Annotated in this window: 7 protein-coding genes and 1 tRNA gene; 6 read left to right on the top strand and 2 right to left on the bottom strand. The window is 71.1% G+C overall.

All coding sequences use genetic code 11. The features are described 5' to 3' along the window. Positions 1 to 81: 81 nt before the first annotated feature. Both IE267_RS20935 and IE267_RS20930 read right to left on the bottom strand, forming a co-directional pair. Positions 82 to 861 (bottom strand): hypothetical protein, encoded by a 780-nt coding sequence (locus IE267_RS20935; protein WP_189764221.1) that lies wholly within the window; start codon positions 859 to 861, stop codon positions 82 to 84. Positions 862 to 958: 97 nt separating this feature from the next. After that, a tRNA-Arg gene (locus IE267_RS20930) sits at positions 959 to 1,030 on the bottom strand. Positions 1,031 to 1,196: 166 nt separating this feature from the next. Here IE267_RS20930 and IE267_RS20925 point away from each other — a divergent pair. The 6 genes from IE267_RS20925 (at position 1,197) to thrB (ending at position 7,822) form a co-directional block, all read left to right on the top strand. After that, positions 1,197 to 1,622, top strand: a complete 426-nt coding sequence (locus IE267_RS20925; protein ID WP_161247587.1) for a response regulator — start codon at positions 1,197 to 1,199, stop codon at positions 1,620 to 1,622. Between the two features lie 91 nt (positions 1,623 to 1,713). Beyond that, positions 1,714 to 2,706, top strand: coding sequence for an ArgS-related anticodon-binding protein NrtL (gene nrtL / locus IE267_RS20920; RefSeq protein ID WP_189764219.1), 993 nt, complete (start codon positions 1,714 to 1,716; stop codon positions 2,704 to 2,706). A 71-nt stretch (positions 2,707 to 2,777) separates the two neighbouring features. Then, positions 2,778 to 4,169: a diaminopimelate decarboxylase gene (gene lysA / locus IE267_RS20915; RefSeq protein ID WP_167156916.1), complete on the top strand. Its 1,392-nt coding sequence runs from the start codon at positions 2,778 to 2,780 to the stop codon at positions 4,167 to 4,169. Positions 4,170 to 4,267: 98 nt separating this feature from the next. Then, entirely contained in the window at positions 4,268 to 5,560 is a 1,293-nt protein-coding gene (locus tag IE267_RS20910; protein ID WP_161247579.1) for a homoserine dehydrogenase, read from the top strand. Between the two features lie 6 nt (positions 5,561 to 5,566). Further along, positions 5,567 to 6,625 (top strand): threonine synthase, encoded by a 1,059-nt coding sequence (gene thrC / locus IE267_RS20905; RefSeq protein WP_161247577.1) that lies wholly within the window; start codon positions 5,567 to 5,569, stop codon positions 6,623 to 6,625. 279 nt (positions 6,626 to 6,904) lie between these two features. Next, entirely contained in the window at positions 6,905 to 7,822 is a 918-nt protein-coding gene (thrB, locus tag IE267_RS20900; protein ID WP_161247575.1) for a homoserine kinase, read from the top strand. Positions 7,823 to 7,998: the final 176 nt, after the last annotated feature.

The raw sequence follows: 7,998 nt of genomic DNA, 5'->3' as shown, positions 1-7,998 counted from the left end.
GGGGAAAGTCCCGCATCATGATCTGTAGAAATACGGGTCACGATGCGGGGCTTTTTCGCGTTGTGAATCGGATCGCTGTGCCTACAGCACGGGCTGAGGGTGCAGCTCGGCTTCGGCTGCCCGGACGAAGCGGACCTCGGCGTCGTCGAAACCGGTCACGGCGTCGAAGTACCGCTCGCTGAGCGCCGACGGGCGGAACGAGCGTGCTTGCAGCAGGGTTTCGAACTCGGCTTCACCCAAAGCGTCGGAAGGCAGCTCCCGCCGGGCGGTGCGGCATGCGCTCTGGGCGGCCATGAGCGCATCGGTGGGCTCGTCCCACTCGGCCAACTGCGAAGGGCGGACGGAGTGCGGGGCCGCGAGGCCCTCGTACAGCCGCCAGGCAGCGGCGCCGACGTCCGACGACGGATCGTCCAACAGTCCCCCGAGCTGGGCCTGTGCCCTCTCATACGTTGCCTGCTTCACCATGCAGGAGCTGATGGTCAGCAGGGCAGTGGTCATCCCCGCCGCCGGCGCGATGCCGGCCTTTCCCGCCCGGAGCCGGGCCTCCGGGAGCGGTTCCGCGTTGGCCTCCACGAACCGCTCGCCCAACTCCCGTACATGCTGTGCGGCCAGCAGGAAGGAGGCGTAGGCCTCTCGTCGGTGGGCTCGCCGCTGTTGTACATGTGTGGCGTTCGCCTGCGCGCGCACCGCGTCCAACGCCGCGCGGTAGGCCGCCTGGGCCTGAGGCTGCCCCGCCCGGGTGGTGGCGTCCGCCGTGCGCAGTGCGGCCTTCATCTGCCAGCGGCCGACCAGCACGGCCGCGGGAATACCGATGCCGGCAACGCTGGCCGCGGCCACGGCGCCTATCCCCTCAAGGTCCATGCGGATCATGGTGCCGCATCGGTGTTCGAGCAAAACAAAAGACCCCGACCTCAGCAACTTCGCTGACGGCGGGGTCTTTTCGGCACCTCGTACAAGGTGCCCCCGGCAGGATTCGAACCTGCGCACACGGCTCCGGAGGCCGTTGCTCTATCCCCTGAGCTACGGGGGCGTACGCCGTGTTTGGCGGCGACGGGTAGAACCCTACCAGCTCTCTCGGGGTGGCTGTGAACAGGTATTTCGGTCCCTGCGGCGGGCCGCGTCGCCCGGGCGGGGTGGAAGTGGGGAAAACCCGGACGCGGTGCCCTCCTCGGACCTAACCTCAAGGTGTGTCAGGCGTGTCGGGCCGGGTCCTTGTGGTGGACGACAACAAGGTCATCCGGCAGTTGATCAGGGTCAACCTCGAGCTGGAGGGCTTCGAGGTCGTGACCGCGGCCGATGGTGCCGAATGCCTGGAGGTCGTGCACCGGGTGAGCCCGGACGTGGTCACCCTCGACGTGATGATGCCCAGGCTCGACGGGCTGCGTACGGCCGCTCGGCTGCGTTCCGACCCGCGGACCAGCGCCCTGCCCCTCGCGATCATCAGCGCCTGCACCCAGTACGAGGTGGAGACCGGGCTGGCCGCCGGGGTCGACGCCTTTCTCGCGAAGCCGTTCGAGCCCGCCGAGCTGGTCAGGGTCGTGCGGCAGTTGCTGCACCGGGAGGCTCCGCCGTCTGCCGACGGCAGCAGGGAGCCCGGGCGGGCCGGCAGCAGCCGGGGCTGACCACCCCGTAGAAGCGCTCCCCGTCCGCCGTTCTGCCCGTATGGCGAAACCGGTTCGCGGAGAGACCCCCCCTCTCCCATACGCTTGTCCCGTGACCCCCGCAGAGCTCTCCCGTACCGTCGCGCACGTCGTGCGCGGCGCGGTCGACGAGGGTGCCCTGGGTCCGGTGGGCGACGTGGTGCCCGAGGCCGTCAAGGTCGAGCGGCCCCGGCCCGGCGGCGGTGGCGACTACGCCAGCGGGATCGCCCTCAAGCTGGCCGCCGCGGCCGGTCTGCCGCCCCGTGAGGTCGCCGAGGTGCTGCGCGGCCGGATCGCCGGCCGGCCCGGCATCGCCCTCGTCGAGATCAGCGGCCCCGGTTTCCTCAACATCACCCTTGAACGCGGTGCGCAGTTCGATGTCGTACGGCACGTGCTCGCGGCGCCCGCCACGTACGGGTACGGCGAGGCTCTCCTCGGACAGGTTCACGACTTCGTGCCCGTAGGCGACGAGCGTGGGCGGATCGTCACCGAGGTCGTCGTGCGGCTGCTCCGGAGCCAGGGGGCCGACGCACGGATCGTCGGGCAGGGTGAGCCGGGGCAGGTGCCGGCCGTCGTTCCCTGTCCCGCGCCGGGGCTCGCCGAGCTCGTCGGGGCCGATGCCGCCCGCTGGGCCATGCTCCGGGCCGCCCGCCACGACCGGCCCCGCACCGATGCCGGGGAGCTGCTCGCCCAGCGCGAGAGCAACTCCCTCTTCCGGGTGCGGTACGCGTACTCCCGCAGCCGTGCCCTCAGCCGCAATGCCCGTGAGCTCGGGTTCGCGGCCGTGCCCGGGGCCGTGCCCGAGGGGGAGCGGCTGCTCGGGCTGCTCCGCGACCACCCCGGTGTGCTCGAAGGCGCCGCCCGGCACCAAGCGCCCGACCGGCTCGCCCGGCACCTCGAAGCCGTGGCCGACGAACTGCTCCGCTTCCAGCACGTGGTGCTGCCGCTCGGTGACGAGAAACCCTCGGCCGCCCACCGCTCCCGGCTCGCCCTCGCCGAGGCCGCCGGGACGGTGCTGGCCGGCGGCCTGTCCCTGCTCGGCGTCGACGCCCCCGAGTTCCTGTGACATGCGCGGACGGACATCACCGTCGCCCGCCGTCGTGACCGCAGACGTGTAAGAGAAGAGACGTACAGAACATGAGCCGATCCGCGCACCCCGCCGGCCCCCGCCACGCCGACGTGCTTCCCGAGGGGCACTACTCCGCACCGCCCGCCGACCTCAACTCCCTTGACCCGAAGGTCTGGTCGAGCACGGTGCGGCGCAACGGGGACGGTGAGGTCACCGTCGCCGGGCTCGAAGTGACGCGCCTGGCCGAGGAGTTCGGGACGCCCGCCTACTTCCTCGACGAGGCCGACTTCCGGGAGCGGTGCCGGGCCTGGGCGGACGCCTTCGGACGGAACGCCGACGTGTTCTACGCCGGGAAGGCCTTCCTGTCGCGGGCCGTTGTGCGCTGGCTGCACGAGGAGGGCCTGAACCTCGACGTCTGCTCCGGCACCGAGCTCGTCACCGCGCTGGACGCGGGGATGCCCGCCGAGCGCATCGCCTTCCACGGCAACAACAAGAGCGAGGCCGAGATCCGGCGGGCCGTCGAGGCGGGGGTCGGGCGGATCGTGCTCGACTCCTTCCAGGAGATCGTGCGCGTCGCGCACATCGCCCAGGAGCTGGGCACGGTGCAGAAGGCCTTCATCCGGGTCACCGTCGGAGTCGAGGCCCACACCCACGAGTTCATCGCCACCGCGCACGAGGACCAGAAGTTCGGCATCGGTCTCGCCGACGGCCAGGCCGCCGAGGCCGTGCGCCGCGCCCTGAAGCTCGACGGGCTCGAACTGGTCGGCATCCACTCGCACATCGGGTCGCAGATCTTCGACATGGCGGGCTTCGAGGTGTCCGCGCGCCGCGTCGTCCAGCTGCTCGCCGAGGTGCGCGACGAGCACGGCGTCGAGCTGCCCGAGATCGACCTCGGCGGCGGCCTCGGCATCGCGTACACCTCCGACGACGACCCCCGCGAGCCGCACGAGATCGCGAAGGCGCTCAGCGAGATCGTCACGCGCGAGTGCGACGCCGCCGGGCTCCGCGTGCCCCGGATCTCCGTCGAGCCGGGCCGCGCGATCGTCGGTCCCACGGCGTTCACGCTGTACGAGGTCGGCACCATCAAGCCGCTCGAAGGACTGCGGACGTATGTGAGCGTGGACGGCGGCATGTCCGACAACATCCGCACCGCGCTGTACGACGCCGAGTACTCGGTCGCGCTCGTCTCGCGGACCTCCACCGCCGAGCCGATGCTGGTCAGGGTGGTGGGCAAGCACTGCGAGAGCGGTGACATCGTGGTGCGTGACGCATTCCTGCCCGCGGATCTGGCGCCGGGTGATCTGATTGCGGTGCCGGCCACCGGTGCGTACTGCCGCTCCATGGCCAGCAATTACAACCATGCTCTGCGCCCGCCCGTCGTCGCCGTGAGCGACGGTTCGGCGCGGGTGATCGTCCGGCGGGAGACGGAGGAAGATCTCCTGCGTCTCGACGTCGGGTAGATGAAATACTTGTCTCAGGATCCGGACCGGGGGCAGAAACCCCGGTCCGTTGAGTGAGACTGGTTCGGATTCCAGGTTTGAAGAGGAAACGAGGTCGGATGATGCGTACGCGTCCGCTGAAGGTGGCGCTGCTGGGCTGCGGAGTGGTCGGCTCAGAGGTGGCGCGCATCATGACGACGCACGCCGACGACCTCACGGCGCGCATCGGCGCGCCCGTGGAGCTCGCCGGAGTCGCCGTCCGCCGGCCCTCCAAGGTGCGTGAGGGCATCGACCCCGCCCTGGTCACCACCGATGCCACCGCCCTGGTCAAACGCGGGGACATCGACGTGGTCGTCGAGGTCATCGGCGGCATCGAGCCGGCCCGCGCCCTCATCACCACCGCGTTCGAGCACGGCGCGTCGGTGGTCTCCGCGAACAAGGCGCTGCTCGCCCAGGACGGCGCCGCGCTGCACGCGGCCGCCGTCGAGCACGGCCGGGACCTGTACTACGAGGCCGCCGTCGCCGGCGCGATCCCGCTGATCCGCCCGCTGCGCGAGTCCCTGGCCGGCGACAAGGTGAACCGGGTCCTCGGCATCGTCAACGGCACGACCAACTTCATCCTCGACAAGATGGACTCGACGGGCGCCGGCTATCAGGAGGCCCTCGACGAGGCCACCGCGCTCGGCTACGCCGAAGCCGACCCGACCGCGGACGTCGAGGGCTTCGACGCCGCCGCGAAGGCCGCGATCCTCGCCGGGATCGCCTTCCACACCCGGGTCCGCCTCGACGACGTGTACCGCGAGGGCATGACCGAGGTGACCTCCGCCGACTTCGCCTCCGCGCGTCAGATGGGCTGCACCATCAAGCTGCTCGCCATCTGCGAGCGGGCCGTCGACGGCGGCTCCGTGACCGCCCGGGTCCACCCGGCGATGATCCCGCTCGACCACCCGCTGGCCTCCGTGCGGGGCGCCTACAACGCGGTGTTCGTCGAGGCCGAGGCCGCCGGACAGCTGATGTTCTACGGGCCCGGCGCGGGCGGCGCCCCGACCGCGTCCGCCGTGCTCGGCGACCTGGTCGCGGTCTGCCGCAACAAGCTCGCCGGGTCGACCGGGCCCGGGGAGTCGGCGTACACGCAGCTGCCCGTGAGCCCCATGGGCGATGTCGTGACGCGGTACCACATCAGCCTCGACGTGGCCGACAAGCCGGGCGTGCTCGCCCAGGTGGCGACGGTCTTCGCCGAGCACGGGGTGTCCATCGACACCGTGCGGCAGTCAGGCAAGGACGGCGAGGCCTCCCTCGTCGTCGTCACCCACCGCGCGGCCGACGCGGCCCTCACCGGGACCGTGGACGCCCTGCGCAAGCTCGACACCGTGCGTGGTGTCGCCAGCATCATGCGTGTTGAAGGGGAGTAACCAGCAATGACCCACCAATGGCGCGGAATCATCGAGGAGTACCGGGACCGGCTCCCCGTCTCCGCCACGACCCCGGTCGTCACCCTCCGCGAGGGCGGCACGCCTCTCGTGCCCGCGCAGGTGCTCTCCGAGCGCACGGGCTGCGAGGTCCACCTCAAGGTCGAGGGCGCCAACCCGACCGGGTCCTTCAAGGACCGCGGCATGACGATGGCGATCACCCGCGCGAAGGAGGAGGGCGCCAAGGCGGTCATCTGCGCCTCCACCGGCAACACCTCGGCCTCGGCCGCCGCCTACGCGGTGCGGGCCGGGATGGTGTGCGCGGTCCTCGTGCCGCAGGGCAAGATCGCGCTGGGCAAGATGGGCCAGGCGCTCATCCACGGCGCCAAGATCCTCCAGGTCGACGGCAACTTCGACGACTGCCTCACGCTCGCGCGCTCGCTGTCCGACAACTACCCGGTGGCGCTGGTCAATTCGGTCAACCCGGTGCGCATCGAGGGCCAGAAGACCGCCGCGTTCGAGATCGTGGACGCGCTCGGCGACGCCCCCGACATCCACGTCCTGCCCGTGGGCAACGCCGGCAACATCACGGCGTACTGGAAGGGCTACAAGGAGTACGCCGGGGACAAGGTCTCGACGCGCACTCCGCGCATGTGGGGCTTCCAGGCATCCGGGTCGGCGCCCATCGTGCGCGGCGAGGTCGTCAAGGACCCCTCGACGATCGCCACCGCGATCCGCATCGGCAACCCGGCCTCCTGGCAGTTCGCGCTGGCCGCGCGGGACGAGTCCGGCGGCTTCATCGACGAGGTGACGGACCGTGAGATCCTGCGCGCCTACCGCCTGTTGGCCTCGCAGGAGGGCGTCTTCGTCGAGCCCGCCTCCGCGGCGTCGGTCGCCGGTCTGCTCAAGGCCGCCGAGCGCGGCCTCGTCGACCCGGGCCAGAAGATCGTGTGCACGGTGACCGGAAACGGCCTCAAGGACCCCGACTGGGCCGTCGCCGGAGCGCCTCAGCCGGTCACCGTCCCGGTGGACGCGGCGGCCGCGGCCGAGCGCCTCGGCCTCGCGTAGTTCCCCGACGCGTCGCCTCGCGTACGCGTCCTGCACCGCCAGGGCGCGTACGTAAAGCCGGACAAGCCCGTACGTAGGGGCACAGGGGGCTCGCGACACGCATCGTGCGCCTCCTGTGCGCCCTATGTCGCCACAGAACCTTCCTTCGATAGGCTGTACCCAACCCGCCCCGCCGCATATGCCGTGGTGCAGTTGCCCACGTGGCCCTCGGGTGTTCCGTACGTCTTCAAAATCTCGCAGCAGACACCAGCAGCAGCCTCACAAGGAGTCATCAGAGCGATGGCCGGTCCCGCATTCCGCGCCGCCGCCGTACGGGTGCGCGTCCCCGCCACCAGTGCCAACCTCGGCCCGGGCTTCGACTCCCTGGGCCTGTCACTGGGGCTGTACGACGACGTGGTCGTCCGCGTCGCCGACTCCGGCCTCGGCATCGACATCGCGGGCGAGGGCGCCGAGACGCTGCCCCGCGACGAGAGCCACCTCCTCGTACGGTCCCTGCGCACCGCGTTCGACCTGCTCGGCGGACAGCCGCGCGGCCTCGAAGTCGTCTGCGCCAACCGCATCCCGCACGGCCGCGGCCTCGGCTCCTCCTCCGCCGCCATCTGCGCAGGCATCGTCGCCGCGCGGGCCGTGACCATAGGCGGCGACGCACGGCTCGACGACGCGGCCCTGCTGGAGCTCGCGACCGAGATCGAGGGACACCCCGACAACGTGGCGGCCTGTCTGCTCGGCGGGTTCACGCTGTCCTGGATGGACGGCGGAGCTGCCCGCGCCATCAGGATGGACCCGGCCGATTCCATCGTTCCGGTGGTCTTCGTGCCGGGCAAGGCGGTCCTGACGGAGACGGCCCGCGGGCTGCTCCCGCGCACGGTCCCGCACGTTGACGCCGCGGCCAACGCCGGCCGGGCGGCCCTGCTCGTGGAGGCCCTGACCAGGCGTCCCGAGCTCCTGCTCGCCGCGACCGAGGACCGACTCCACCAGGAGTACCGCGCACCGGCCATGCCGGACAGCGTGGCACTGGTCAACCGACTGCGTGCGGACGGCGTCCCCGCGGTCATCTCCGGCGCGGGGCCCACGGTGCTCGCGCTGGTCGAGGACGGTGCGGCCGACAAGGTCGCACGCCTTGCGGGGGAGGGGTGGGCCGCCAACCGGCTCAATCTCGACGCCGCGGGTGCGAGCGTCCTGCCGCTCGGAGCGTAGGTACGGGCGCGGGAAGCACGGCTTGCCGGTGAACGAGAGGGGGAATGTTTGTTGGATCCGGTAGTGTTAACCTCAAGTCTGCATCGGTCGTCTTCGTGGCGCGGTGCTTCGTGTCCCCTTCAGGGACCGCCATTCTTCCGAGAGCCTCCCCAACTGCCTGCGCAGCCTGCCTGAGC

The organism is Streptomyces xanthochromogenes (genome assembly GCF_014650455.1).
Taxonomy (GTDB): Bacteria; Actinomycetota; Actinomycetes; order Streptomycetales; family Streptomycetaceae; genus Streptomyces; species Streptomyces xanthochromogenes.
Note: the sequence above shows the minus strand (reverse complement) of the source record. Positions and strands in the feature narration are given on the sequence as shown.